Genomic DNA, 24,995 nt, shown 5'->3' on the forward strand with positions numbered 1-24,995 from the left:
CGCGCTCGACGTGGCCGAGTACGAGCGCGTGCACCTCGAGCCGTTCCGCGCCGCCGTGGAGGCGGGGGTGGACGCGATCATGACCGCGCACATCGTCGTCCCCGCGTGGGGCGCGCAGCCGGCCACCCTCAACCCGCGCGTGCTCGGCATGCTGCGGGAGTGGGGCTTCCAGGGCGTCATCATCACCGACGCGCTGGACATGGCCGCGATCCGCGAGACCGTCGGACTCGGCGGGGGCGCCGCCCTCGCTCTGGCCGCCGGCGCCGACCTGCTGTGCATCGGCAACCCGACCAACCCCGGCGAGGCCGCTCTTCCCGACCAGGACCGGCGCGACTTCCTCGCCGCCCGCGACGGGATCGTCGCCGCGCTGCGGGACGGCTCGCTCTCCCGGGAGCGCGTCGAGGAGGCCGCCGCGCGGGTGTCGGCTCTCGCGACCCGGCTGCGCACGAGCGCGACCTCGGACGAGGAGGCTGCCGCGTTCGACGCCGCCGAGATCGTCCGCCGGTCCGTGTCGCTCGCCGGCGATGCCCCCGAGGCCGCGGAGGCCCTGGCGGTGATCGATGCCCGCCGTCGCTCGACGCTCGCGGTCGACAGCGCCGCCTCGTACGTCGCGGAGGCGCTCGCGGGAGACGGCATCCGCGTGCGGCTCGACGTGGCCGCACGGCCCGTGGTCGAGCAGGACGCCGTGATCGACGAGGTCGCCGCGGCGACCGGCACGACGGTCGTCCTCGTGGATCGACCGGATGCGGAGCCGGCGCAGCGGGCGCTGATCGAGCGGACCGCGCTCCGGGACCCGGATGCGGTCGTGGTGAACGTCGGCCTGCCCGTGCAGGAGCCGCTGCCGCTGCCCACCGTCGAGGTCGGCGCGGCCAGCCGGCTCGGCGCCCAGACCGCGCGGGACGCGCTGCTCGGCCGCTTCCGGCCGCGACAGAGGACGACCGCCGCCGGTTGAGACGGGATCAGCGCATGGACGACGACGTTCTGGCCGTGGTGCGGCGCTCCCTCCCCAAGCTCAGCGCGGCGGAGGGACGCGTCGCCGAGAGGATCCTCGGCGACCCCACCCTCGTGGTGGACCTCGCGATCAACGATCTCGCGCAGCTCTGCCAGACCTCGCTGTCGACCGTCGCCCGCTTCGCGCAGTCGCTGGGCTACAGCGGCTACCGGGAGCTGAGGGTCGCCGTCGCGCGGGCGGTCACCTTGGCCCAGGCGCAGCAGGCCCGGTTCGGACTCGACTCCACGGCGATCGACCGCGACGACGGCCCGGCCGCGATCGCCGCGAAGCTCGCGGCCCAGGAGATCGACGCGATCGAGAAGACGGCCCGGGCTCTCGATGCGGACGCCCTCGACCGGGTCGCGCGGGCGGTGGTCGTGGCGCGGCACATCGACCTGTTCGGGCAGGCGGCATCGTCGCTGACGGCCCAGGACCTGCAGCTCAAGCTCTCCCGGATCGGCTGCTCCGTGACCCACTCGGCCGATCCGCATCTCGCCGTCACCGCGGCCGCACTGCGGTCCTCCGCGGATGTGGCGATCGCCTTCTCGCACGGCGGCGAGACGGCCGAGACGGTCCGTGCCCTGGAGGTCGCCCGGGCCGCGGGCGCTCTTGCGGTGGCCGTGACGAGCGCGGCCGACTCCCCGCTCGCGGCCCTCGCCGACGTCGTGCTCCTCAGCCAGGCCCAGGAATCGCCGTTCCGGATGGCCGCCATGTCGAGCCGGATCGCGCAGCTCGCGCTCATCGACGTGCTGTTCGTGCGCATCGTGCAGCATCGGGGCGAGCACGTCGCGGTGTCCCTGCAGCGCACCCACGACGCGGTCCCGCCACGGCGCGGGCACCCCGCGGACTGAGCCGCCGCCGGCTCAGTCGACGTGGTCGCGCGTGCTGGCGATCGCGCGCGTCGCGATGCGGTGGGCGCGGGCCAGGCTCCCGTGCAGCGTCAGGCCGGTGAGGACGCCGGCGAGGAAGCCGGCGGCGAACGCGTCGCCCGCGCCAATCGTCTCCACGACCGGTGCATCGAGAGCCTCGCTGCCCACCCGGTCCGCGCCGTCGAACGCCACGGCGCCGGCGGGGTCGGTCACGACCAGGTAGCGCGGCTCGGGGAACAGCGCCCGCAGCTCGTCCGGTGCGCTCGTGCCGAACACGGCCTCGGCGTCGGGGCGGGTGCAGAACAGGACGTCGGCGCGGTGGGCGAGATCGGTGAGGACGGCGCGTCCCTCGTCCTCGCGGCCCCGCCACAGCGCGGGGCGCCAGTTCAGATCGAAGCTGACGAGACGGCCCGGTCGCGGCGCCGCGACCAGAGCCTCCTGGGCGGCGCGTGTGGTGGGCGAGAGCGCGGGCGTGATGCCGGAGGTGTGCACGAGGGCCGCCGCGGCGAGCAGGTCCACCGCCACGGGCGACTCCAGCGAGGCCGGCGACAGCGCCGCCGCGGCCGACCCGGCGCGGTAGTAGTGCATCGTCCCTTCCACGGCGCCGTCCGCCCGCGGGGAGAGCTCCTTGACGTAGAGGCCCGTCGGTGCGATCGGGTCGATCTCCACGGCCTGATCGTCGACGCCGTGCGCACGGAGCTCGGCGGTGAGGAAGCGTCCGAAGCCGTCGTCACCGACACGGGACACGACCGCGGTGCGGATGCCCGCGGAGGACAGCGCGATGGCGGTGTTCCATTCGGCCCCGGCGAGGGAGCGGTGGAACGTGCGGCAGGTCTCGAGCGGTCCGGCGGTGGCGGCGACGAGGGCGACCAGGCCCTCGCCCAGGCACACGACGCGGGGAGTGGTGTCCGGCACGTTCTGGACATTACCGGATCGAGGGCGGTGCCGCGTCGATACCGGATCGCAACCTCGGACTCTTGGCATCGGCCGGACCGCTGGGTACCTTCGAGGAATCACCGTCTCCGCGGCGACGATGCTCGGAGACGCGCAAGGAAGCGCCCGACAGGGAAGGTCATACACACATGCACCAGTCAGCCATGCCTCGGCGAGGACTCGCCGCCGTCACCGGGGCGACCATCGCCGCTCTCGCACTCGCCGGATGCGTCGCCAGCGAGCGCGGGGACAACGGGTCGGAAGGATCGGGTGACGTCGACGGCACCTTCGTCTTCGCCGCCTCGTCGGATCCCGCGAGCCTCGACCCGGCGTTCGCGCAGGACGGCGAGACCTTCCGCGTCTCCCGCCAGATCTTCGAGGGTCTGGTGGGCACGGAGCCCGGCACGGCCGACCCGGCGCCGCTGCTGGCGGAGTCGTGGGAGTCGTCCGAGGACGGCATGTCCCACACCTTCGCGCTGAAGGAGGGCGTGACCTTCCAGGACGGCACGCCGTTCAACGCCGAGGCCGTCTGCGCCAACTTCGACCGCTGGTACAACTGGACCGGTCTCGCCGCCTCCGAGGCCTTCGGGTACTACTACAACAAGCTCTTCAAGGGCTACGCCTCCAACCCGGAGGACGCGGTCTACAAGTCCTGCACGCCCGACGGCGAGAACTCCGTCACGATCGAGCTGAACAAGCCGTTCGCCGGCTTCATCGCCTCGCTGTCGCTCCCGGCCTTCGGCATGCAGAGCCCCTCGGCGATGCAGGAGTTCGGCGCGGACGAGGTCGGCGGCACCGCCGAGGCCCCGCAGCTGTCCGAGTACGCCATGGGCCACCCGGTCGGCACGGGCCCCTACCAGTTCGAGGAGTGGGCTCCGGGCGAGCAGGTCACGCTCAAGGCCTACGACGACTACTGGGGCGAGGCCGGACAGATCGACGAGATCATCTTCCGCACCATCGACGACCCGACGGCGCGTCGCCAGGCGCTCGAGTCGGGCTCCATCGACGGCTACGACCTCGTGGGCCCCGCCGACACGAAGGCCCTGGAGGAGGACGACTTCACCATGGTGTCGCGTCCCCCGTTCACGATCCTCTACCTCGCCTTCAACCAGGCGATCCCGGAGCTGCAGGACCCGAAGGTGCGCGAGGCGCTGTCCTACGCGATCGACAAGGACGCCCTGATCAGCCAGGTCCTCCCGGAGGGTACCGAGAAGGCGACGCAGTTCGTCCCGCCGGTGGTCAACGGCTACAACGACGAGGTCACGACCTACGACTACGACCCGGAGAAGGCCAAGGAGCTGCTCGCGGAGGCCGGCTACGACGAGGCGAACCCGCTGTCGCTGGACTTCAACTACCCGGTCAACGTCTCGCGTCCGTACATGCCGGACCCCGAGCAGATCTACACCGTCCTGTCCTCGCAGCTCTCGGAGGTCGGCGTGGAGACCACTCCGGTCTCCGAGGAGTGGGTCGAGTACCTCGACCGCACCACCGGCACTTCCGACCACGGCATCCACCTGCTCGGCTGGACCGGCGACTACAACGACACCGACAACTTCGTCGGTGTGTTCTTCGGCCAGCAGAGCTCGGAGTGGGGCTTCGACAACCCGGAGCTCTTCCAGGCGCTGACCGAGGCGCGCGGGGTCTCCAACCTCGACGACCAGACGGCGCTCTACGAGGACATCAACGAGATGGTCGCGGAGTTCATCCCCGGCGTCCCGCTCGCGCACCCGGCGCCGACGCTCGCCTTCGACCCGCGCGTCGAGAGCTACCCCGCCAGCCCGGTGAACGACGAGGTCTTCACGGACATCGTCCTCACGAAGTAGGCCTGACCATTTGATATGCCGAGCCCCGGTTCCGCCTCGCGGGACCGGGGCACGGCGTACCTTCTGATCGACGGAGAACTCTGTGCTGCGCACCATCGGCAGGCGACTGCTGTTCCTCATCCCCACCCTGTTCGGGCTCAGCATCCTGCTGTTCGCCTGGGTCAGGGCCCTCCCCGGCGGCCCCGCGGTCGCCCTCCTCGGCGAGAAGGCCACCCCCGAGGCCATCGCCAGGGTCAACGAGCTCTACGGCTTCAACAAGCCCCTCATCGAGCAGTACTTCATCTGGGTCACGCGCCTGCTGCAGGGCGACTTCGGCACGTCCATCCAGACCAACCGGCCGGTCACGGAGGAGTTCCTCCGCCGCTTCCCCGCGACGATCGAGCTGAGCGTCGCGGCGCTCATCTTCGCGGTGGGCGTCGGCATCCCGCTCGGGTACTGGGCGGCCCGCCGCCACGGCAAGTTCACCGACCACGCGTCGGTCGTGCTGAGCCTCATCGGGATCACGATCCCGGTCTTCTTCCTGGCCTTCATCCTCAAGTACGTCTTCGCCGTGCAGCTGGGGTGGCTCCCCTCGGACGGCCGGCAGGACCCCCGGATCGATGCCACCCATCCCACCGGCTTCTACGTCTGGGACGGCATCATCACGGGGGAGTTCGACGCCGCGTGGGATGCGATCCTCCATCTGATCCTCCCGGCGCTCGCGCTCGGCACCATCCCGCTCGCGATCATCGTCCGCATCACCAGGGCGAGCGTGCTGGAGGTGCAGAACGCCGACTACGTGCGGACGGGGCGGGCGAAGGGCGTGGGCTCCGGCACGCTGCGCAGCCGGTTCATCCTCCGCAACGCCATGCTCCCCGTCATCACGACGATCGGCCTGCAGACCGGACTCCTCATCTCGGGGGCGGTGCTCACCGAGACCGTGTTCGCCTTCCCCGGCATCGGATCGTTCCTCGCGCGCGCCATCTTCACGCGCGACTTCCCGGTGCTGCAGGGGTTCATCATCTTCATCGCGATCGCCTACGCCCTCATCAACCTGGCCGTGGACGTGTCGTACAGCCTCATCGATCCGAGAGTGAGGGTGCAGTGATGTCCTCCTCCCTCATCCGAAAGGAGGCGCTCGCATGAGCATCGCCCTCCCACCCGCACAGGGGCCGTCCGCCGAGAGCGGCGGCAGCATCGACACCGTCGCCATCGCCCAGGCCGACCTCAAGGAGAGCGGCGGCGGGTTCTGGCGCGACGTGTTCCGCCGGCTCCGCCGCAATCCGACGGCGTGGATCGGCGCCGTCATCGTGCTCCTCTTCCTCCTCGTCGCGGTGCTCGCGCCGGTCCTCGCTCCGTACCCCGAGACCGCGCTCCCCGGGGCGAAGGAGATCACGCCGACGCACATCCCCGGCCCGGGGGAGCTGCCGCAGTTCCCCCTCGGTCTGGACCGGTTCGGCGGCGACGTGCTGTCCAAGCTCATCTGGGGCGCTCAGGCGTCGCTGCTGATCGGCGTCGTCTCCACTGCGATGGGTCTCGTCGGCGGCATGATCCTCGGACTCCTCGCCGGCACGTTCGGAGGCTGGGTCGACACCGTCATCATGCGCGTCGTCGACATCATCCTCTCGGTGCCGAACCTCCTGCTGGCGGTGTCGATCGCCGCGATCCTCGGACAGACGCCGTACGCCGTGATGATCGCCATCGGGGCCTCCCAGGTGCCGATCTTCGCGCGCCTGCTGCGGGCGTCCATGCTCCAGCAGCGCTCCAGTGACTACGTGCTCTCGGCGCAGACGCTCGGCCTCGGCCGCGGCCGGATCACGATGTCGCACGTCCTCCCGAACGCGATCGGGCCCGTGATCGTGCAGGGCACCCTGACCCTCGCGACCGCCGTGATCGATGCGGCGGCGCTGTCGTTCCTCGGTCTCGGCGGCGGCGGCCCCGCGACGGCCGAGTGGGGTCGCATGCTCACGTACGCGCAGGCGGAGCTGGCGATCGCCCCGTGGCTGGCGTTCCTCCCCGGCATCTGCATCGCCGTCACCGCGCTCGGCTTCACCCTGCTCGGTGAGGCGCTGCGCGAGGCCATGGACCCGAGGACGAGGGCACGATGAACATCCGCGACGAGGGCGCCGTGCGCGCCGCGAAGGAGAACGGCATGGCGGACCAGCCCCTGCTGTCGGTCGAGGGCCTGGCGGTGGACTTCGCCACCATGGACGGCGTCGTGCACGCCGTCGAGGGCGTCGACCTCGAGATCCGTCCGGGGGAGACCGTGGCGATCGTCGGCGAGTCCGGCTCCGGCAAGTCGACCACCGCGATGGCGATCATCGGGCTGCTCGCGGGCGGGGGGAAGGTGGCCGCCGGCAGCATCAAGCTCGACGGACGCGACATCTCCCGTGCCTCCGAGAACGAGCTGCGATCGATCCGCGGACGGGACATCGGGCTCGTGCCGCAGGACCCCATGTCGAACCTCAACCCGGTCGCGAAGATCGGCACCCAGGTCGCCGAGACGCTGCTCGCCCACGGCCTCGCCACCCGGCAGAACGTGCAGTCCAAGGTCGTCGAGGCGCTGACCGCGGCCGGTCTTCCCGATCCGGAGCGTCGGGCCAAGCAGTACCCGCACGAGTTCTCCGGCGGCATGCGGCAGCGGGCCCTCATCGCGATCGGGCTGGCGTGCAAGCCGCGGCTGCTCATCGCGGACGAGCCCACCAGTGCCCTGGACGTGACGGTGCAGCAGACCATCCTCGACCAGATCGGCGAGATGACGAGGGAGCTGGGCACCGCCGTGCTCCTCATCACGCACGACCTCGGGCTCGCCGCGGAGCGGGCCGAGCGCGTGATCGTGATGCACCGCGGCAAGGTCGTCGAGCAAGGGCCGGCGCGGCGGATCCTCGAGGACCCGCAGCACCCGTACACCCAGTCGCTCGTGAAGGCGGCGCCGTCGGTGGCGGTGGCCCGGCTTCGTCCGGAGGCCTTCGTCCGAGACGCTTCGACAGGCTCAGCGACCCAGGAGGGCGCTTCGACAGGCTCAGCGACCCATAGTGAGTCTGGGTCCCTGAGCTCGTCGAAGGGCAACATCGTCGAGATCGAGAACCTCACGAAGGTGTACCCCGTGCGCGGCAAGCACGAGGACTTCGTCGCCGTCGACGACGTGTCGCTCGCGATCCCGCGCGGGGAGACCGTCGCGATCGTGGGGGAGTCCGGATCGGGCAAGACCACGACCGCGCGCATGCTGCTCAAGGTCATCGAGCCCACGAGCGGCCTCATCCGCTACGAGGGCAAGGACATCTCGACGCTGAGCCGTGCGGAGACGAAGGACTTCCGGCAGCGGGTGCAGCCGATCTTCCAGGATCCGTACTCCAGCCTGAACCCCATGTTCACGATCGAGCGCCTGATCGCGGAGCCCCTGGAGTTCTACAAGCGGGGGAGCGGGGCCGACCGGCGCAAGCGCGTGCGGCAGCTCCTGGACGACGTCGCGCTGCCGCAGTCGATGCTGCGGCGCTACCCGTCCGAGCTCTCCGGCGGGCAGCGTCAGCGTGTGGCGATCGCGCGAGCGCTGGCACTGTCGCCGGATCTCATCGTGTGCGACGAGCCCGTGTCGGCGCTGGACGTGCTCGTGCAGGACCAGATCCTGCGGCTGCTGGGCGACCTCCAGCGCGAGTACGGCCTGAGCTACCTGTTCATCTCGCACGACCTCGCGGTGGTGCGGCTCATCAGCGACTACGTGTGCGTGATGAAGGACGGGAAGCTCGTGGAGGCCGCGTCGTCGGAGGAGATCTTCACGAATCCTCGCGACCCCTACACGCGCCGCCTCCTCGCCTCGATCCCCGGCAACGAGCTCAACATCGCGTCCTGACCCGAGACCCCGGTTTCGCGTCCAAACCCCGCCCTGCCTCCGCGGCGAGGGCGGGGTTTCGGCGCGCAGGCGGGGTCTCGGCGGTCCCATTACCGCAGCATCGAAGATTGGTCAAGGATTGCGCTTGCCATGTCGCGAGATCGCGTCTATAGTTGGTAGTTGCGCTCGCTTCTCCCTGCCCTCATATGGTGGTCGGCATCTCGTGAGCTTCTGAGCGCACTCCACCTGACGACAAAGGAATCGAGAAGCCCTGCGGGGCTCACGGAGGTTATTCCCTTGGCTGCTGCTCCCAACGCATCCACATCCACCACCACCAAGAACGGACGCGGAGCTTCCCGTCTCTCGTTCGCCAAGATCTCCGACACGCTGACGGTCCCCGACCTTCTCGCCCTGCAGACCGAGTCCTTCGGTTGGCTGGTCGGCAACGACGCCTGGAAGGCGCGCGTGGCCGAGGCCAAGGCCGCCGGTCGCACCGACGTGAACGAGAACAGCGGTCTGGGCGAGATCTTCGAGGAGATCTCCCCGATCGAGGACCTCGGCGAGACGATGCAGCTGTCGTTCACGAACCCGTACCTCGAGCCCGAGAAGTACTCCATCGAGGAGTGCAAGGAGCGTGGCAAGACCTACGCGGCCCCGCTCTACGTCGAGGCCGAGTTCATGAACCACCTCACGGGTGAGATCAAGACCCAGACGGTCTTCATGGGCGACTTCCCGCTCCAGACCGACAAGGGCACGTTCATCATCAACGGCTCCGAGCGCGTCGTCGTCTCGCAGCTCGTGCGCTCGCCCGGTGTCTACTTCGACAAGACCCCCGACAAGACGAGCGACAAGGACATCGTCTCGGCGCGCGTCATCCCGAGCCGCGGTGCCTGGCTCGAGTTCGAGATCGACAAGCGCGACCAGGTCGGCGTCCGCGTCGACCGCAAGCGCAAGCAGTCCGTGACGGTCTTCCTCAAGGCGCTGGGCATGACCAGCGAGGAGATCCTCGAGGAGTTCGCCGGCTACACCTCCATCGAGGAGACGCTCGCGAAGGACACGATCGTCACCAAGGAAGACGCGCTGCGCGACATCTACCGCAAGCTGCGTCCGGGCGAGCAGGTGGCCGCCGAGGCCGCCCGCGCGCTGCTCGACAACTTCTACTTCAACCCGAAGCGCTACGACCTCGCCAAGGTCGGCCGGTACAAGATCAACCACAAGCTGGGTCTCGACACCCCGCTGACGGAGTCGGTGCTGACGGTGCAGGACATCGTCGCCACGATCAAGTACCTCGTGCGTCTGCACGCGGGCACCGAGGAGACCTTCGAGGGCATCCGCGGCGGCAAGAAGACCGAGATCCGCCTCGCGACCGACGACATCGACAACTTCGGCAACCGTCGCATCCGCGCGGTCGGCGAGCTGATCCAGAACCAGGTCCGCACGGGTCTGTCCCGCATGGAGCGCGTCGTCCGCGAGCGCATGACCACGCAGGACATCGAGGCCATCACGCCGCAGACCCTGATCAACGTGCGCCCCGTCGTCGCCGCGATCAAGGAGTTCTTCGGAACCTCGCAGCTGTCGCAGTTCATGGACCAGAACAACCCGCTCGCGGGTCTGACCAACAAGCGCCGTCTGTCGGCTCTCGGCCCCGGTGGTCTGAGCCGTGACCGCGCCGGCGTCGAGGTCCGCGACGTCCACCCCTCGCACTACGGCCGCATGTGCCCGATCGAGACGCCGGAAGGCCCGAACATCGGTCTGATCGGTGCGCTCGCGACCTTCGCGCGCATCAACTCGTTCGGCTTCATCGAGACCCCGTACCGCAAGGTCGTCGACGGTGTCGTGACCGACCAGATCGACTACCTGACCGCCTCCGAGGAGGTCGACTTCAACATCGCGCAGGCCAACGCGCCGCTCGATGCGAAGGGTCGCTTCCGCGAGAGCCACGTGCTCGCGCGCCCCAAGGGCGGTAGCGGTGAGGTCGACCTGTTCCTCCCGGAGGAGATCGGCTACATCGACGTCTCGCCGCGCCAGATGGTGTCGGTCGCGACCTCGCTCGTGCCCTTCCTCGAGCACGACGACGCGCAGCGCGCGCTCATGGGCGCCAACATGCAGCGTCAGGCCGTACCGCTGCTCCGCAGCGACTCGCCGCTCGTCGGAACCGGTATGGAGGGCTACACGGCCATCGACGCCGGTGACGTGATCACCGCCGAGAAGGCCGGTGTCGTCTCCGAGGTCTCCGCGGACCGCGTCGTCGTCATGCTCGACGAGGGCGGCACGCAGGAGTACCACCTGCGCAAGTTCGACCGCTCGAACCAGGGCACCTCCTACAACCAGAAGGTCGTCGTCTCGGCCGGTGAGCGCGTCGAGGTCGGAGAGGTCATCGCCGATGGCCCCGCCACCGAGAACGGCGAGCTGGCCCTCGGGAAGAACCTCCTCGTCGCGTTCATGACGTGGGAGGGCTACAACTTCGAGGACGCCATCATCCTGAGCCAGGACCTGGTGAAGGACGACACCCTCTCGTCGATCCACATCGAGGAGTACGAGGTCGACGCCCGCGACACGAAGCTCGGCAAGGAGGAGATCACCCGTGACCTCCCCAACGTCAGCCCGGAGCTGCTGAAGGACCTCGACGAGCGCGGCATCATCCGCATCGGCGCCGAGGTCCGCCCCGGCGACATCCTCGTCGGCAAGGTCACGCCGAAGGGTGAGACCGAGCTTTCGGCCGAGGAGCGTCTGCTCCGCGCGATCTTCAACGAGAAGAGCCGCGAGGTCCGCGACACGTCGCTGAAGGTGCCCCACGGTGAGCAGGGCACGATCATCGCGGTCAAGGAGTTCAACGCCGAGGACGGCGACGACGAGCTCGGCTCCGGCGTCAACCGCCGCGTCGTGGTCTACATCGCCCAGAAGCGCAAGATCACCGAGGGCGACAAGCTCGCCGGCCGCCACGGCAACAAGGGTGTCATCGCGAAGATCCTGCCCGTCGAGGACATGCCGTTCCTCGCGGACGGCACCCCGGTGGACATCGTCCTCAACCCGCTCGGCATCCCGGGTCGAATGAACTTCGGCCAGGTCCTCGAGACCCACCTCGGGTGGATCGCGAAGCAGGGCTGGAAGGTCGAGGGCACCCCGGAGTGGGCCGCCAAGCTGCCGCAGCAGGCGTTCGAGGCCGCGCCCGGCACCAAGGTCGCCACCCCGGTGTTCGACGGTGCCAGCGAGGAGGAGATCTCCGGTCTGCTCGACTCGACGCTCCCGACCCGTGACGGCCTGCGCCTGATCGACTCGAGCGGCAAGACGCAGCTGTTCGACGGCCGCTCCGGCGAGCCGTTCCCGGCGCCGATCTCCGTGGGCTACATGTACATCCTGAAGCTCCACCACCTGGTGGACGACAAGATCCACGCCCGCTCCACCGGTCCGTACTCGATGATCACCCAGCAGCCGCTCGGTGGTAAGGCGCAGTTCGGTGGACAGCGCTTCGGTGAGATGGAGGTGTGGGCCCTCGAGGCCTACGGTGCGGCGTACGCCCTCCAGGAGCTCCTCACGATCAAGTCCGACGACATCCTCGGCCGCGTCAAGGTGTACGAGGCCATCGTCAAGGGCGAGAACATCCAGGAGCCCGGCATCCCCGAGTCGTTCAAGGTGCTCATGAAGGAGATGCAGTCGCTCTGCCTGAACGTCGAGGTCCTCTCGGCCGACGGCACGCTGGTCAACCTCCGCGACACCGACGACGAGGCGTTCCGCGCCGCAGAGGAACTCGGTATCAACATCTCCAGCCGCTTCGAGGCCGCCTCGATCGACGAGATCTAATCCTTCGACGGGCTCAGCCGTCCCCGCGACGGCTGAGCCGGTCGAAGCCCAGACTTCTCAAAAAGAATTTCCGACACAGGAGAACTAGTGCTCGAGTCCACAACCTTCGATGAGCTTCGCATCGGCCTGGCGACCGCAGACCACATCCGCGCGTGGTCCTACGGCGAGGTCAAGAAGCCCGAAACCATCAACTACCGCACCCTCAAGCCGGAGAAGGACGGTCTCTTCGGAGAGCAGATCTTCGGCCCGTCCCGTGACTGGGAGTGCGCCTGCGGCAAGTACAAGCGCGTCCGCTTCAAGGGCATCGTCTGCGAGCGCTGCGGCGTGGAGGTCACCAAGAGCTCCGTCCGTCGTGAGCGCATGGGTCACATCGAGCTCGCCGCTCCCGTCACCCACATCTGGTACTTCAAGGGCGTGCCCTCGCGCCTCGGCTACCTGCTGGACATGGCGCCGAAGGACCTCGAGAAGGTCATCTACTTCGCCGCGTACATGGTCATCTCGGTCGACGAGGAGGCCCGTCACCGCGACCTGGGCACCCAGGAGAACAACATCCGTCTCGAGCTGAAGACGCTCGGCGACCGCCGCGACGCGAAGATCGCGGAGCGCCTGGCGAAGCTGGAGGAGGAGCTCGCGGCCCTCGAGGCCGAGGGTGCCAAGGCCGACGCCAAGAAGAAGGTCAAGGACGCCGCCGAGAAGGAGATGTCGCTCATCCGCAAGGGTGCCGACGAGGCGATCCTGAAGCTGGAGCGCGTGTGGGAGGACTTCCGCACGCTCGAGGTCGGTGCCCTGCGCCCGGAGGACGACGTCTTCCACGAGCTGCAGGACCGCTTCGGCCAGTACTTCGAGGCCTACATGGGTGCCGAGGCGATCCAGCGTCGCCTGGCCGCGTTCGACCTGGCCGCCGAGGCCGAGAGCCTGCACCTCCAGATCTCGGAGGGCAAGGGCCAGCGCAAGATCCGTGCGATCAAGCGCCTCAAGGTCGTCAACTCGTTCCTCGAGACCGGCATGAGCCCGGCCGCGATGGTGCTCGACGTCGTCCCGGTGATCCCGCCGGAGCTGCGTCCGATGGTCCAGCTCGACGGTGGCCGCTTCGCGACCTCCGACCTGAACGACCTCTACCGCCGCGTGATCAACCGCAACAACCGTCTCCGTCGCCTGATCGACCTCGGTGCGCCCGAGATCATCGTCAACAACGAGAAGCGGATGCTGCAGGAGGCCGTCGACGCGCTGTTCGACAACGGCCGCCGCGGTCGCCCCGTCACCGGTACCGGCAACCGCGCCCTGAAGTCCCTGAGCGACATGCTCAAGGGAAAGCAGGGTCGCTTCCGCCAGAACCTGCTCGGCAAGCGTGTCGACTACTCGGGCCGTTCGGTCATCGTCGTCGGCCCGCAGCTCAAGCTGCACCAGTGCGGTCTGCCCAAGCAGATGGCGCTCGAGCTCTTCAAGCCGTTCGTCATCAAGCGCCTGATCGACCTCGGTCACTCGCAGAACATCAAGGCCGCCAAGCGCGCCGTCGAGCGCACCCGTCCCGAGGTCTGGGACGTGCTCGAGGAGATCATCCGCGAGCGTCCGGTGCTGCTGAACCGTGCACCCACCCTGCACCGTCTCGGCATCCAGGCGTTCGAGCCGCAGCTCGTCGAGGGCAAGGCCATCCAGCTGCACCCGCTCGTCTGCGCGGCATTCAACGCCGACTTCGACGGTGACCAGATGGCTGTCCACCTGCCGCTGTCGGTCGAGGCTCAGGCCGAGGCCCGCGTGCTCATGCTCGCGTCGAACAACATCCTGAAGCCGTCGGACGGCCGTCCGGTCACCCTGCCCTCGCAGGACATGATCATCGGTCTGCACCACCTCACGACGGTCAAGGCCGGCGCCAAGGGCGAGGGTCGTGCGTTCGGCTCCGTCGGCGAGGCACAGCTCGCGTATGACGAAGGCACGCTCGACCTGCAGGCGAAGGTCCGCATCCGCATCCCGGGTCTGGCCTTCCTCGAGGGCGAGGCTCCCGAGGGCTACGAGAAGCACGGCCTGGTCGACGCTTCGCTGGGTCAGGCGATCTTCAACGACGCGCTGCCGAAGGGCTACCCCTTCGTCCGCGAGCAGGCCGACAAGGGCAAGCTGTCGCAGATCGTCAACAAGCTGGCCGAGGAGTACCCCAAGGTCGAGACGGCCGCCACGCTGGACCGCATCAAGGATGCCGGTTTCTACTGGGCGACCCGTTCGGGTGTGACCGTCGCGCTGAGCGACATCCTCACCCCGCCGAACAAGGCGGAGATCGTCGCGGGCTACGAGAAGCAGGCCGCGAAGGTCCAGTCCCAGTACGAGAAGGGCCTCACGACCGACGCCGAGCGTCGTCAGGAGCTCATCAAGATCTGGACCGAGGCGACCGACGAGGTGCAGGCCGCGATGAAGGCGCACTTCCCGGAGGACAACACCATCAACCGCATGGTGTCCTCTGGCGCTCGTGGTAACTGGCTGCAGATCCGGAACATCGCCGGTATGCGTGGTCTGGTGAACAACCCCAAGGGTGAGATCATCCCGCGTCCGATCATCTCCTCGTACCGCGAGGGTCTGTCGGTGGCGGAGTACTTCATCGCGACGCACGGTACCCGTAAGGGTCTGGCCGACACCGCTCTGCGTACCGCCGACTCGGGTTACCTGACCCGTCGTCTGGTGGACGTCTCGCAGGACGTCATCATCCGCGAAGAGGACTGCGGCACGTCGAAGGGCCTCGAGCTCCCGATCGCCGCTCCGAACTCGCAGGGTGAGCTGGTGCGCGACGCGAACGTCGAGAACTCGGTGTTCGCCCGCACGCTGGCCTCCGACGTGGTGAACGCGCCGGGCGAGGTCCTGGCCGCGGCCGGCGACGACGTGGGCGACGTGCTCATCGACAAGCTGGTCGCCGCGGGCGTCGAGACCATCAAGGTCCGCTCGGTCCTGACCTGCGACTCCGCCGTCGGCGTGTGCGCGCAGTGCTACGGCCGTTCGCTCGCGACCGGCAAGACCGTCGACATCGGCGAGGCCGTCGGCATCATCGCGGCCCAGTCGATCGGTGAGCCCGGTACCCAGCTGACGATGCGTACCTTCCACACCGGTGGTTCGGCGTCGGCGGATGACATCACGCAGGGTCTGCCCCGTGTGCAGGAGCTGTTCGAGGCGCGTACCCCCAAGGGTGCATCGCCGATCGCGGAGGCCGACGGCCGCATCACGATCGACGAGACCGAGAAGGCCAAGAAGGTCATCCTCACGCCCGACAACGGCGACGAGCCCGTCGTCTACCCGGTGCTGAAGCGTGCCACCCTCCTCGTCGAGGACGGCCAGCACGTCTCGGTCGGTCAGCCCCTGCAGGTCGGCACGCTCGACCCCAAGGAGGTCATGCGCGTCATGGGTGCCCGCGAGGTGCAGAAGTACCTCGTCGGCGGTGTCCAGGGCGTCTACCGCTCGCAGGGTGTGCCGATCCACGACAAGCACATCGAGGTCATCGTCCGCCAGATGCTCCGCAAGGTCACCGTCGTCGACCACGCCGACACGACCCTGCTGCCGGGTGAGATGGTCGACCTGAAGCGCTACCAGCAGATCAACCGCGAGGCCGTGGCCGAGGGCAAGCGCCCCGCGTCCGGTCGCCCGGAGCTGATGGGTATCACGAAGGCGTCGCTCGCGACCGAGTCGTGGCTGTCCGCTGCGTCCTTCCAGGAGACGACCCGCGTGCTCACGCAGGCCGCCATGGAGGGCAAGCGCGACCCGCTGGTCGGTCTCAAGGAGAACGTCATCATCGGAAAGCTCATCCCCGCCGGAACCGGTCTCTCGAAGTACCGCGACGTCACGGTCGAGGCCACCGAGGAAGCCAAGAGCGAGCGCTACCCGAACCGGATCTTCGCATCCGACGGCGCGTACGCGGACGGCGACTTCGGCTACGTCGACTTCGACGCGTTCTCGACGGACGACATCACCCCCGGTACCTACAACTGAGGTGTGAGTGAGTGAACGAAGGCCCCGGGGTTCTCCCCGGGGCCTTCGTCGTCCCTCGGCGCGGTCGGGTGTGCACAGCTTCGGAGATCCGGCGCGGCGCGCCGCCGGTGGGGCTCATCCATCGGGGTGTCGGGTGTCATCTCCGAAGCTGTGACCGGGGCGGGCGCGGTAGGGTCGGCGAGTGACCACTGAGACTTCCCCCGGCGGCGCGGCCGTCGTCATCGGAGATGCCCTGATCGACGAGATCCGGGATGAGGCCGGCGTCCGCGAGTTCGTCGGCGGAGCCGCCCTGAACGTCGCGGTGGGGCTGCGCCGGCTCGGAATCCCCACGACGCTCATCGCGATGGTGGGGGAGGACGTCGCCGGCGCGCACATCCGCGAGTATCTGGCCGATCACGGCGTGCGGCTGATCGCGAGCGCGGCACCGCACGGGTCGTCGCGGGCCGTCGTGACCCGGACCGCGAACGGCGAGCCGAGCTACGTCTTCAACCGCGCGGCCCAGGAGCGGACCGTCCGGTACTCCGACGACGCGAAGGCTGCCATCGCCGGCGCGGACATCGTCGCGGTGAGCTGCTTCCCCTTCGATGTCCCGGCCGAGGTCGAGGCCCTCGCCGCCGCGGTGGAGGGCGCGCGGCTGGCGATCGACCCGAATCCCCGCACCGGGATGCTGTCCGACCGCGAGGAGTTCGTCCGCGGCTTCGAGCGGCTGGCCGCGCGGGCGGACCTGGTGAAGGTCGGCGCCGACGATGCCGACGTGCTCTATGACGGCGACCTCGACACCCTGCGCGCGCGGCTCCGGGGCCTCGGCGTCACGGCGGTGCTGGCGACGGCCGGAGCGGACGGCGCCGTGCTCGAGGCGGACGCCGGGTCGGTCTCGGCCCCCATCTCGGCGCTGCCGGGTCGGGTGGTCGATACCGTGGGCGCGGGGGACGCGACGCTCGCCGCCGTCGCCGCCGGACTGGTGGACGGTGCCCCGGAGGCGGTCGAAGGATGGTCCGCCCTGCTCGAGCGCGCGATGGATGTGGCCGCCGCGACCTGCCGCGCCGAGGGCGGGCTGCTGCGCACGCCGGAGTCGCTGGCCGCCGCCGACCGCGGCGTGCACGGGAGCTGACGCCTCGATTTCTCGCGCCCGCATCCGGCAGGTATGATTGTTCTTCGTGCCCCCGGTTGGCTGTTCAAGTCGGACGGGTGCGCTCTGGCGAGTTACCCAAGTGGCCAAAGGGATCTGACTGTAAATCAGCCGTCTTCGACTTCGGGGGTTCGAATCCCTCACTCGCCACCACGGAAGCCCCCGCTCGCGGGGGCTTCTCCTGTTCCCGGCCTCACCTCCGCGCCGAGTTCCTAGACTGGAGCGATGCGACCTCTCACCGAAGCCGACGTCCGGGCCTCGTTCGTGAACGCGGACGCCGACGAGCTGCGCGTCATGGAGATGCCGCACGACTTCCTCCTCGTGGACTGGGACTACCTCGACTTCTTCGCCTGGCGCGACCCGAGCGCCGGCAAGCGCGGCTACGTCCTCATCCCGCACGAGGGGCGCGTGGTCGGCGTGGTGCTGCGGGCGTCGGAACCAGGGCGCGGGCGCTCGGGCATGTGCAACATCTGCCACACGATGCAGCCGGGCAACCAGGTGGCGCTGTTCGCGGCGCGACGCACGGGAGAGGCGGGGGAGCGCGGCGACTCGGTCGGCACCTACATCTGCGCCGATCTGTCCTGCCACGAGAACGTGCGCCTGGCGCATCCGCTCGCACCGAACGAGATCCGGGCGGCGGGACAGGTCGACTTCCGGCTCGATGGCACCCGGCGACGGATGGAGCGGTTCGTGGCGCGCGTCTGGGAGGGCGCCTGAGCGCGACTAGCCTGGAGGCATCCGCCTGTGCTCGAAGGAGAAGCCATGAGTGATGCCATCCTGTTCGCCGTCGACGAGGGGATGGCGCGGCTCACGCTCAACCGTCCGACCCGCCTCAACGCCTTCAACGCCGATCTGGCGTACGCCTGGCGGGATGCGACCGTCGAGGCGACATCGCGCGACGACGTGCAGGCCATCCTCATCGACGCGGCGGGACCGGCGTTCTGCGCGGGCGGTGACGTGATCGACATGGCGGCGACCATGGGGTCGTCCGGGGCGGAGATCACCGCGCTGGCGGAGGTCATCAACACCGGGATCCGCGCGCTCACGGAGTCGAGCGTGCCCGTGGTCGCCGCGGCGCACGGGACGACGGCCGGTGGCGGACTCGGCATCCTGCTCGCCACGGACTACGCGGTGGTGGGCTCGCGGTCGCAGCTCGGGAGCCTGTACGCGAACATCGGCCTCACGCCCGACCTCTCCGTGTCGGCGCAGCTCGCGCGGGCCGTGGGTCAGCGCCGCGCCCTCCAGCTCGTGCTGCAGGACCGGCTGCTCACGGCCGCGGAGGCTCTCGACTGGGGTCTGGTGGCCGAGGTCGTGGAGGGCGAGGACGGCAGGACGGAGGCCGACCGGGTCCGTGCGCGGGCCGAGGAGATCGCGCGGTTCTGGCTCGCCGGCGCCGCCGACGCGTACGGGCAGGCCAAGCGGCTGGTGCGGTCGCAGCCGGAGCGCACGTTCGCCGAGCAGCTGAGCGAGGAGGCCCGGTCCATCGGCGCCGCCCTGGAGACCCCGGACGCACAGGCGCGGGTCGCGGCCTTCGCGGCGGCCTCCGCGAAGAAGGCCGGCTGACCCTTCCTCCCCAGACCTCGGTCGGTCCCCGATCTCCTTCGCACTCGAGGGAAGCCGGAACAAGCGGGCCCGCGCGTGGCAGGATGAAGGCATCGCCGCTCGACGAGAGGATCCCCATGTCCCATCCGGACACCGCCCGGCTGCAGCCGCAGGGTGACAAGAAGAACATGTCGCTGCTCATCAGGGGCTCGCTGTGGGTCGCGATCGGCGCCCTCATCGCCGCGGCTCTGGTCTGCGTCGTGTGGGTCCTGGTCGGTGATCAGAACGGCCTCATCGGTCGCGCCTTCCTCACGATCCTCCTGCTCGCCGCCTTCGCCGGGATCGCCATCCTCGAGGCGGGCCTCGCGCCGAACCGGCCGGACTGGCTCCAGCTCGCGAGCATGGTCTCCTGGGTCATCGCGCTCCTCGTCGGCCTCGTGAAGATCTGGCTCCCGGAAGACGGGCTCTACTTCGGCGCGGAGCGCTTCTTCCAGCTGCTGCTCGTGATCGGGATCCTGCAGCTCGCACTGCTCCATGTGCGGCTCTTCACCCGTGCCGCGCAGCGCCATGTCACGACCTTCACGAAGGTGATCCACATCGTGACGATCGTCTTCCTCGGCGCCCTCGTCGCCCTGCTGGTCTTCTTCCTCGCGTTCCCCAACACCTTCGACTACACCGAGCTGTACTGGCGCATCGTCGTCGCCCTCACGATCCTCGTCGCCGTCGGCACCACGCTCATTCCGCTGCTCAACGCCCTGTTCGCGCCGAAGAAGGCTCCTGCCGCCCGGCCGGTCGCCTCCGCACCGTCCTGGCCGACCTACGCCGACGGGATCACGCCCCTCCCGGTCCTTCCGGACGGGAGCCCGGACTGGAATGCGTTCTACACGGGGTACCCCTCGACGGCTCCCCAGGCCCTGGGTCAGGCGCCCGCCGCGGGGTTCCCCGTGGCGACCCCGCCCCTGGCGCCGACGGCTCCGGCCCTTCCGGACTTCGCGGCGCCTCCCGCTCCTGGCCCTGTGCCTCCCGCGCCCGACCTGCCGGCGCCGCCGCAGCCGGCGTCGCCCTCGTCGGCACCTGCGCAGCCGGCGCCGCCGCAGCCCGCTCCGCCCACCCAGGGTGAGCCCCCGGCCTTCCCGCCGCCGCCGCCCGCACCCTCGCACCCGGCGCTGTGATCGACGCTCTCGAGCTCAGCGCGCTGGCGACGGAGATCGCCGAGGAGGCGGGTGCGCTCGCCCGTACCCGACGCCGGGAGGGCGTCCGGCTCGCGGCGACCAAGTCGACGCTCGCCGACATCGTGACCGAGGCGGACCGCGAGGTGGAGGCGCTCATCCGCGAGCGACTGCGCGCGGCGCGGCCGGCGGACGGTTTCCTCGGCGAGGAGTCGGGGGCGGCCACCGGCGACAGCGGCATCACGTGGGTGGTCGACCCCATCGACGGCACGGTGAACTACGCCTACGGCATCCCCGCGTACAACGTGAGCATCGCGGCCGTCAGCGGCCCTCCGGAGCCCGACGCATGGGAGGCGCTGGCCGCCGCCGTGCACGCGCCCGCCATCGGCGAGACCTTCGCGGCCGCTCGCGGGCACGGTGCCTGGTCGGACGGCGTCCGGCTCGCGGTGACCGCGGTGACCGACGCCGGGGCACTCCTGGCGACCGGGTTCGGCTACGACCCGGCGACGCACGACGGCGACCTCGCGACGGTCCGCCGGGTGATGCCCATCGCCCGGGATCTCCGCCGTATGGGTTCGGCGGCCCTGGACCTGGCCTACGTGGCGGCGGGCCGACTGGACGGATACTTCGAGCGCGGCCTCAAACCGTGGGATCACGCGGCGGGTGCCCTGCTCGTCCAGGAAGCGGGTGGGCGCGTGAGCCGGATCGACCGGGAATCGCCGCGGCCCTTCCTGATCGCGGGTGGCGTGACCGTGCACGACCGACTCCGGGATATCCTCGATGAGGAAAAACCCTGACCGGTCCATGGCTTTCACAGGAGGATCGGGGTAGTGTTTACCCGATCGTTACTTTCACCACCCGAAGGTGAGAGTTGTCATTGCGCCCCCGAGCATCACGAACGACCGAGAGATTAGCTTTGCCCTTCGAGAACCCCCAGGCTGCCGCTGCGCCCACGCGCCGGTCTAGCCGCCCTCGCACTGCGGCCTCCGAGGCCTCGGCGAGCGGGTCGACGGCACCCCTCGCTGACGCGGAGACCGTGATCGCCCTCGCTGCTGTCATCCCCCTGTCCCGTCGCGCCGCGCGTCAGCGCCAGGCCGAGGTGCCCCCGGTGCCGGTCGCACCCGAGGAGCCCTTCATCGCCGCGGCTGCGCCCGCCATCGCCGATGTCCCCGCGGTGCCCGTCGTCGCCGAGATCGTCGAGAAGTCAGAAGACACCGTCCCGGTCGAGGACATCGCCCCGGCATCCGAGCCCTTCGTCGCCGAGGCTGACGCCGAGGGCGACGCCTTCGAGCGCGCCTCCCGCGCCTTCCGCGAGACCGGCTCCATCCCGACGCCGTCGGCGTCCCGCCGTTCGGCTTTCGTCGCGAACGCCGCATCGCAGACCGCGCCGAAGATCGATACCGCCGGCCTCGCGGCCGTCGGTCCTCGCCGCACCCGCCGCATCCGCAAGACCCTCGCCGCCGGTGCCACCGTCGGCGCGATGGGGCTCGCCGGACTCCTGGCCGTGTCCATGACCCTGCCCGCGGAGGCCGTCGCGGCCGCCCAGGGCGGATCGCTCGCCTCGACGTCCCTCGTCACGGCGGCTGCCGCCGATGCGGCAGGCTCGGCGGACGACGAGATCCAGGCGTTCGTCGCGCCGTCCGGCGTGCAGAACGAGCCGCTCTCGCGGGCCGACAACTTCAGCACGGTCTCGCTCGTCGAGGTCGCCGCCGAGCAGGGCATCAACTACTCCGGCGAGATCTTCACGAACGACCCGGACGCCGCCATCCAGTGGCCGTTCCTCGTCGGCGTGGGCATGAGCTACGGCTACGGCATGCGCAGTGGCCGCCTCCACGAGGGCATCGACTTCGTGCCGGGCAACGGCGCGCCCATCCAGGCGATCGCCGACGGCACCGTCCGCATCGCGACCGAGCAGGGCGCCGCCTACGGTGTCACGGTCTACATCGACCACGTCATCGACGGCTCGGTCATCACGAGCCACTACTCGCACATGCAGTACGGCTCGCTGCAGGTGAAGGCGGGCGACAAGGTCAAGGTCGGCGACATCGTCGGCAAGACCGGTAACACCGGCCGCTCCTACGGGGCGCACCTGCACTTCGAGCTCATCGTGAACGGGACGACCATCGACCCGATGCCGTGGCTCAAGAAGAACGCCGGACGCACGTCGCTCACCTCGGAGGAGTGACCGTCTCGATTTCATGAGGACGCCACAGTGATGGTATTCTCGTGTGGTTGCCCCGCGAGGGGCAGCACGCCCCGATAGCTCAGTGGCAGAGCACTTCCATGGTAAGGAAGGGGTCGTCAGTTCAATCCTGACTCGGGGCTCGGAGTTCGCATCTGCGATGCGGATGCCGTGCGGCAGGGTAGCTCAGTTGGTGAGAGCGCACGACTCATAATCGTGAGGTCGCGGGTTCAAGCCCCGCTCCTGCTACAGCATGAAACCCCCGGAACCTTCCGGGGGTTTTGTCGTTCCCCGCAGGGATGCCGGTTCGGCCTTGGCTCGTCCATGTGCCGAGTACACTGGAAGCACGGCGGGCAGTAGCCCTCGGAGCCTGGCAGTCTTCCGGACGGTATGACGAGCCAGGCTCACGTGTTTCTCCATCCGGGTGACCCGCGACCCCACGAGCGCTTCGACGCGGCGTACCCAGTCTCCACCGTTCGAATAGCACCAGGCGACGGCGTTGCTCACCCAGAGCAACGGATTCTCGTGCGGCGCGACATGAAGATACTGCATCTCCGCGGGCCCGACGCGGCGGATCGTCTCTGCGATCAATCGCCGATCGGCGCGCTCGAGGGACGCGTCTCGTTCAATGACCAGCTTCGCCACGCCGCCGAGGATCGCATCCTCAGTGAGCGCAGCGAGCGACAGGGGACGCGCTTCCTTGTCTGACCGCTGCCTGACGAGCCACACGGACACGCGTACATCGAGAGCGCACATGCGGGAGAGGATCTGGCGGCGTCGACTGTCGCTCTCACTCTTGAAGTGGAGGCGTCGCTGACCCGGTTTGAGGAGGTCACGCAGCGCCCGCCCGGATGCCCGGACGTCGCTGATTGCGGATGCTGTCGCAACGACGTAGTATCCGCGGGCCTTCGACTCGTCGACGTAGACGCGGTCATCGGGGCGGAAGGTCACTCCACCACCGCAAGGGCAGCGTCAGACGCGCTCCGGACGGGAGCACCGTCGCTGCGCCCCGGAACCTTCCGGGGGTGTTGTCGTCTCCGACCTCCGTGCCGGGATACCGTCCTCACCCGCGCGGAGCGTCTTAGAGTGTGTGACGCGTCGGCCACCCAGCCGGCCACCGAGATGGCGGGCATCGAGGGACGAGGTCTGCCGTGTCTGCGCCCGATCGCCGTGCGAGCATCGTGTTCCGGGACGCCCGGCGCGCCCTGGAGGAAGCTGTCGCCGACGGGCGCGGTCATTGCCTCGGGCTGGAGACGCTCGCGCCGCAGGAGTCGTGGGACGTGCTGGTCGCCGAAGGGTACGGGCGCGCGTTGCTGACCGGCGCCCTCGCCGGGGCCCTCGCCGGGCTGCGGCGGCACGGCGTGACCGTCGCCGACGTGCTGAGCTGTCTTGCGGTCCCTCTCGGGGTCGAGCTCGGGCCGAGAAGCCTCCGGCTCGTCAGGGGATGGCTCGCGGACGGCGTGGCCGAGATGGACGATGCCGTCGTGTCGCGGACGATGGTGGCCGGTGTCGCCGACGACCTCATCGGTGCCTCCGATGCGGCCCTGGCCGTCGGCGACGCGCACCGGGTGGCCGTGCTGGTGTTCGCGATCGCGGCGGTCGGCACCCACGCCGTCTGGCGTGCGGGGTGACGCGCGCTGTCAGCGCTGAGGGGCGAAGGCGTCGGGTGCGGAGGTGCGGACGCGACCGCGGATGAAGATCATCAGCACGAGACCCACGACGACCACCACGATGTTCCCCAGAGCCGCGAACGCCGTCAGCCCACCCTCGGCGGGGTGCAGCGTCTGCAGGAAGATGCTCGGGTCGGTGCTGGCGTGCAGGAGGATCGGGGCGACGATGGTCCGGGTGACGCGGAGCGCGAGGTACATGCAGATGCCGAACGCGAACGTGTACACGAGCTGGAAGAGCGTCGGCAACAGATCCTGACCGGTCAGCAGGTTCCCCGAGTGCAGCGCGGCGAAGACGGCGGACGAGACGACGGCGACGACGAGCTCGCGCGCCCCCGCGTCGCGCATCATCTTCACGACGAGGCCGCGGGTGAGGACCTCTTCCGCGAAGCCGATGGCGAGTCCCGCGAGCAGCCAGGTCGCGACCACATCCAACCCGACGCTGCCATAGTCGATCGTGAGGAAGCGGAGGACGTTGAACAGCAGGACGGCGACGATCGCGATCCACATCCATCCCGCTCCCCGGATCGGCTGGCGCCCGAACACGGGGCGCCACCACCCGACCGAGGCGATGAACCCGATGAGCAGGAGACCCCCGACGAGGATCGGAAGGACGTCGTAGACGAGGACGCCGGCTGCGCTGGCCGGGTCGTCGACCTGCGCGGCCAGCGGGAGGAAGGCGAGCGAGAACAGCTGATAGAGGCCGTAGTACACCGCCGCGAGCAGGAGAGCGCGCCACCAGCCTCCGCAATCCCAGAAGCGCTGCCAGGCGGAACGGTGCGGTGCGGCGTCGATCACGGGTGCTCCTCGAAGGGGGAAGGGGCGGACGGCTCCAGTCTGGTGGTTCCGTGCCGGACCCGACGAAAGCGCCGGACGACACGCCGTGTCAACCCCCTCGGCCCCGGGAAGCCGCCCGCTCAGACTGGCCGTCCGGATCCCCAACGTCAGGAGGCGCCATGTCCGACACATCGAACAGCCAGGAGAACCAGGAGGAGATCGAGGCCATCGGCGTCGACCCCGACTTCGTCACCACCGACCACGACCCCGAGCCCGACGAGCTTCCGGCGACGGGCGGCGGGGAGGACGACGTCGACGTCGCCGACCTCCCCTAGCGCGGG

The 24,995-nt window shown here is 69.5% G+C and carries 19 protein-coding genes and 3 tRNA genes; 19 read left to right on the top strand and 3 right to left on the bottom strand.

What is annotated here, in order from left to right; genetic code table 11:
- A partial coding sequence (locus tag AC2W7E_RS15060) for a glycoside hydrolase family 3 N-terminal domain-containing protein (protein ID WP_485989416.1) occupies nucleotides 1–952 on the top strand: 952 nt, incomplete at its 5' end.
- A 14-nt stretch (nucleotides 953–966) separates the two neighbouring features.
- Nucleotides 967–1,842 (top strand): MurR/RpiR family transcriptional regulator, encoded by an 876-nt coding sequence (locus tag AC2W7E_RS15065; protein WP_025104417.1) that lies wholly within the window; start codon nucleotides 967–969, stop codon nucleotides 1,840–1,842.
- A 12-nt stretch (nucleotides 1,843–1,854) separates the two neighbouring features.
- On the opposite strand, the gene AC2W7E_RS15070 is transcribed toward AC2W7E_RS15065, so the two are convergent.
- Nucleotides 1,855–2,775, bottom strand: coding sequence for a sugar kinase (locus AC2W7E_RS15070; protein WP_085603763.1), 921 nt, complete (start codon nucleotides 2,773–2,775; stop codon nucleotides 1,855–1,857).
- A gap of 167 nt (nucleotides 2,776–2,942) precedes the next feature.
- Here AC2W7E_RS15070 and AC2W7E_RS15075 point away from each other — a divergent pair, with 167 nt between their 5' ends.
- From AC2W7E_RS15075 to AC2W7E_RS15145, 15 genes are all read left to right on the top strand, one after another.
- Nucleotides 2,943–4,616: an ABC transporter substrate-binding protein gene (locus tag AC2W7E_RS15075; protein WP_025104415.1), complete on the top strand. Its 1,674-nt coding sequence runs from the start codon at nucleotides 2,943–2,945 to the stop codon at nucleotides 4,614–4,616.
- 82 nt (nucleotides 4,617–4,698) lie between these two features.
- Nucleotides 4,699–5,703, top strand: coding sequence for an ABC transporter permease (locus AC2W7E_RS15080; RefSeq protein WP_025104414.1), 1,005 nt, complete (start codon nucleotides 4,699–4,701; stop codon nucleotides 5,701–5,703).
- A gap of 34 nt (nucleotides 5,704–5,737) precedes the next feature.
- Entirely contained in the window at nucleotides 5,738–6,703 is a 966-nt protein-coding gene (locus tag AC2W7E_RS15085; RefSeq protein ID WP_025104413.1) for an ABC transporter permease, read from the top strand.
- The gene (locus AC2W7E_RS15090; RefSeq protein ID WP_485989418.1) at nucleotides 6,700–8,445 is read left to right on the top strand and encodes an ABC transporter ATP-binding protein; all 1,746 of its coding nucleotides are present in this window, start codon (nucleotides 6,700–6,702) and stop codon (nucleotides 8,443–8,445) included. Before AC2W7E_RS15085 ends, AC2W7E_RS15090 begins: the two co-directional genes overlap by 4 nt.
- Before the next feature lie 276 nt (nucleotides 8,446–8,721).
- Nucleotides 8,722–12,225: a DNA-directed RNA polymerase subunit beta gene (rpoB, locus tag AC2W7E_RS15095; protein ID WP_025104411.1), complete on the top strand. Its 3,504-nt coding sequence runs from the start codon at nucleotides 8,722–8,724 to the stop codon at nucleotides 12,223–12,225.
- 87 nt (nucleotides 12,226–12,312) lie between these two features.
- Complete coding sequence (gene rpoC / locus AC2W7E_RS15100) at nucleotides 12,313–16,188, top strand: DNA-directed RNA polymerase subunit beta' (protein WP_303708472.1); 3,876 nt, start codon at nucleotides 12,313–12,315, stop codon at nucleotides 16,186–16,188.
- Between the two features lie 181 nt (nucleotides 16,189–16,369).
- A complete protein-coding gene (locus tag AC2W7E_RS15105; RefSeq protein WP_485989419.1) occupies nucleotides 16,370–17,299 on the top strand; it encodes a PfkB family carbohydrate kinase in 930 nt (309 codons plus the stop codon).
- Between the two features lie 86 nt (nucleotides 17,300–17,385).
- Nucleotides 17,386–17,470, top strand: a tRNA-Tyr gene (locus tag AC2W7E_RS15110).
- Nucleotides 17,471–17,542: 72 nt separating this feature from the next.
- Nucleotides 17,543–18,034: an FBP domain-containing protein gene (locus tag AC2W7E_RS15115; protein ID WP_025104408.1), complete on the top strand. Its 492-nt coding sequence runs from the start codon at nucleotides 17,543–17,545 to the stop codon at nucleotides 18,032–18,034.
- Between the two features lie 45 nt (nucleotides 18,035–18,079).
- Nucleotides 18,080–18,880: an enoyl-CoA hydratase/isomerase family protein gene (locus AC2W7E_RS15120; RefSeq protein ID WP_485989420.1), complete on the top strand. Its 801-nt coding sequence runs from the start codon at nucleotides 18,080–18,082 to the stop codon at nucleotides 18,878–18,880.
- A gap of 116 nt (nucleotides 18,881–18,996) precedes the next feature.
- A complete protein-coding gene (locus tag AC2W7E_RS15125) occupies nucleotides 18,997–20,031 on the top strand; it encodes a hypothetical protein (protein WP_025104406.1) in 1,035 nt (344 codons plus the stop codon).
- On the top strand, nucleotides 20,031–20,825 hold the full coding sequence (locus AC2W7E_RS15130) for an inositol monophosphatase family protein (protein WP_025104405.1): 795 nt from the start codon (nucleotides 20,031–20,033) through the stop codon (nucleotides 20,823–20,825). Before AC2W7E_RS15125 ends, AC2W7E_RS15130 begins: the two co-directional genes overlap by 1 nt.
- Before the next feature lie 239 nt (nucleotides 20,826–21,064).
- Nucleotides 21,065–22,213: a M23 family metallopeptidase gene (locus AC2W7E_RS15135; protein ID WP_366216354.1), complete on the top strand. Its 1,149-nt coding sequence runs from the start codon at nucleotides 21,065–21,067 to the stop codon at nucleotides 22,211–22,213.
- A gap of 68 nt (nucleotides 22,214–22,281) precedes the next feature.
- Nucleotides 22,282–22,353: transfer RNA gene (locus AC2W7E_RS15140), tRNA-Thr, on the top strand.
- Between the two features lie 32 nt (nucleotides 22,354–22,385).
- Nucleotides 22,386–22,459, top strand: a tRNA-Met gene (locus AC2W7E_RS15145).
- Here the strand turns inward: AC2W7E_RS15145 and AC2W7E_RS15150 are convergent.
- Nucleotides 22,457–23,161: a hypothetical protein gene (locus AC2W7E_RS15150; RefSeq protein WP_485989421.1), complete on the bottom strand. Its 705-nt coding sequence runs from the start codon at nucleotides 23,159–23,161 to the stop codon at nucleotides 22,457–22,459. The genes AC2W7E_RS15145 and AC2W7E_RS15150 overlap by 3 nt on opposite strands.
- A gap of 200 nt (nucleotides 23,162–23,361) precedes the next feature.
- Between AC2W7E_RS15150 and AC2W7E_RS15155 the strand changes: the two genes are divergently transcribed.
- Nucleotides 23,362–23,841: a hypothetical protein gene (locus AC2W7E_RS15155; protein WP_485989422.1), complete on the top strand. Its 480-nt coding sequence runs from the start codon at nucleotides 23,362–23,364 to the stop codon at nucleotides 23,839–23,841.
- A 9-nt stretch (nucleotides 23,842–23,850) separates the two neighbouring features.
- Here AC2W7E_RS15155 and AC2W7E_RS15160 read toward each other — a convergent pair whose 3' ends face one another.
- Entirely contained in the window at nucleotides 23,851–24,675 is an 825-nt protein-coding gene (locus tag AC2W7E_RS15160) for a CPBP family glutamic-type intramembrane protease (protein WP_485989423.1), read from the bottom strand.
- Nucleotides 24,676–24,833: 158 nt separating this feature from the next.
- On the opposite strand from AC2W7E_RS15160, the gene AC2W7E_RS15165 reads away from it, so the two are divergent.
- Entirely contained in the window at nucleotides 24,834–24,989 is a 156-nt protein-coding gene (locus AC2W7E_RS15165; RefSeq protein WP_485989424.1) for a hypothetical protein, read from the top strand.
- The last annotated feature ends 6 nt before the right edge of the window (nucleotides 24,990–24,995 follow it).

It is taken from the genome of Microbacterium sp. CFSPD4_SD4 (assembly GCF_057364585.1).